The 2,289-nt window shown below is 75.5% G+C and carries 2 protein-coding genes; both read left to right on the top strand.

Annotated features, from left to right (window positions below):
• The coding region (locus NBZ85_RS30430; protein WP_438803120.1) for an acyl-CoA dehydrogenase family protein at positions 1-1,108 on the top strand (1,108 nt) is incomplete at its 5' end.
• A 160-nt stretch (positions 1,109-1,268) separates the two neighbouring features.
• Positions 1,269-2,289: AMP-binding protein (locus tag NBZ85_RS30435; protein ID WP_261563352.1), on the top strand; the 1,021-nt coding region annotated here is incomplete at its 3' end.

The following is a 2,289-nucleotide window of genomic DNA, read 5'->3' on the forward strand; positions in this document are numbered from 1 at the left end:
GCTGGCGCTGCTGGCCGTCGCCCAGGAGGAACTGGGCCGCCGGGTGGCGCCGGTGCCGCTGCTGTCCAGCGCGATCGCCCAGGCCGCGCTGCTCGCCGTCGTGGACGGGAACGCACCGGGTGCCCCCGCCGCGGCCGCGCTGCTGCCGGCGATCGCCTCGGGCCGGACGCCGGCGGCCGTCGCGGTCGGACGCACCGTCGACGGTTGGACGCCACTGGCGACGGTGCGGGCCGAGCAGGTGGCCGGGGGTTGGCAGCTGACCGGGACGGCCCCCGTCGTCGCGGACGCGGCGGCCGCGCGGGTACTGCTCGTCGCCGCCACGACCGACACCGGCCCCGCGTTGTTCGCCGTCGACGTGCCCGCGTCGGCCGGCGAAGATGAGGGTGCCGCCGGTGGCGGTGGTGGGGACGGCGGCGCCGGGGTCGCGGTCCGGGCCGAACCGCTCGACGTTCTCGATGTGACCCGCCCGCTCGCCCGGGTCACCCTGAACACGTCCGCGACCCTGCTCGCCGGTTCGGCCGGGTTCGCCGCGGTGCTCGCCGCCGCCCGCCGGGTGGCGCTGACGCTGCTGGCGGCCGAGGCCGTCGGCGTCTCGGCGCAGTGCACCGAACTGGCCGTCGACTACGCGGGCATCCGCCACCAGTTCGGCCGGCCGATCGGCACCTATCAGGCGATCTCGCATCGCTGCGCCGACATGTTCGTCGGTACCGAGGCGGCCCGCGCTCTCGTCGCCGCCGCCGCGCAGGCCCTCGACGCGGATGGCGCGACCGCGGATGGCGCGACCGCGGATGGCGCGACCGCGGATGGCGCGACCGCGGATGGCGCGACCGCGGATGGCGCGACCGCGGACGGCGCGACCGCGGACGGCGCGACCGCGGACGGCGGCGAGCTCGACGTGGCAGTGGCCCTGGCCGCCGCCGAGGCGCTCGACGCCGCGGTCGGTGCCGCCCAGGGCAGCCTGCAGGTGCACGGCGGGATCGGCTTCACCTGGGAGCACCCCGTGCATCTCTACCTGCGTCGGGCGAAGTCCAGCGAGGCGTTGATCGCGGCGCCGGACCGGCTGCGCGAGCAGGCTGCGTCCCGGCTGATCGCGGCCGTCCGGCGCTGAGACGGCTCCGGGTGGGCCGACCGGTTCCAGGCCACTTTCCATGTCAATTCATTAAACCTAATCAATTTATCTAGTGGTAGCTTGGGCGAACGGGCCCTCTCGGCGGCTCTCCGGATCCGTCCGGAGCGTGCCCCGATCCGTCCGGCGGCAAGGAGCGATGATGCGGGACCCTGTGACCAAGCCCGCCGACCTGCCGGGCCGGCTGCGCGCGCTGTGGGAGGCGCCCGACTCCGCCCCCGCCCTCCAGGTCGACGGTGCCTGGGTGCCCTGGGGGACCCTGCGCGCGCTCGCCGACGAGATCACCCGCAGCCTCGACGGGCTCGGCCTCGGCCGCGGCGCGCGCGTCGGCGTCCTGCTCGGAAACTGGACCGAGTCGATCGCGGCGATCCTCGCGATCCTCGGCACCGAGCGCTGCCTGACGGTCTTCAACCCTCTGCAGCCGGCCGAGCGGCTCGCCGGCGACCTGGAGCGGGCCACCCCGCCGGTGCTCATCGTGCCGGAGCGGGCCTGGGCGTCCTCGGGGCTCGCGGAGCCGGTCGAGCGGCTCGGCATCAGCCTCATCCGCACCTCCGCGGAGGGGATCGCGTCGATGCGGGTCGGCCGCGGTGACGCGGCGATCACCGCGGTCGAGGCGCCGGGTGTCGCCGTCGAACTCACCACCTCGGGTACCACCGGGCCGCCCAAGCGCATCCCGCTGACCTACCGCCAGCTCGAGGCCTCGGTCGGGTCCGCCCGGGGACACATGAAGCCCGGCGGCGGCGATCGGGCCTACTTCGAGGGCGGCGTGGCCATCGTCTCCGTCCCGCTGGTGCACATCGGCGGGATGTGGGGGGCACTGCAGGCCCTCGGCGACGCGCGGCGCATCATACTGCTGGAGCGCTGGACCCTGGACCGGTGGCTCGACGTCATCCGCGAGCACCGGCCCCGCCTCGGCGCGCTGCCGCCGGCGGCGCTGCGCACCCTGATGAGTGCGAACGTGCCCGCCGAGGACCTCGCGAGCCTGCGCGCGCTGACCTGCGGGACCGCCCCGGTGTCGCCCGATCTGGTCGACGCGGTGCTGGAGCGCTACGGCATCCACGTGCTCGGTGTCTACGGCGCGACCGAGTTCTCCGGCGCGGTGGCCGGCTGGTCGCTGCCGGACCACCAGCAGTGGTGGGCGAAGAAGCGGGGCAGCGACCAGC

The organism is Frankia tisae (assembly GCF_025403405.1).
Taxonomy (GTDB): domain Bacteria; phylum Actinomycetota; class Actinomycetes; order Frankiales; family Frankiaceae; genus Frankia; species Frankia tisai.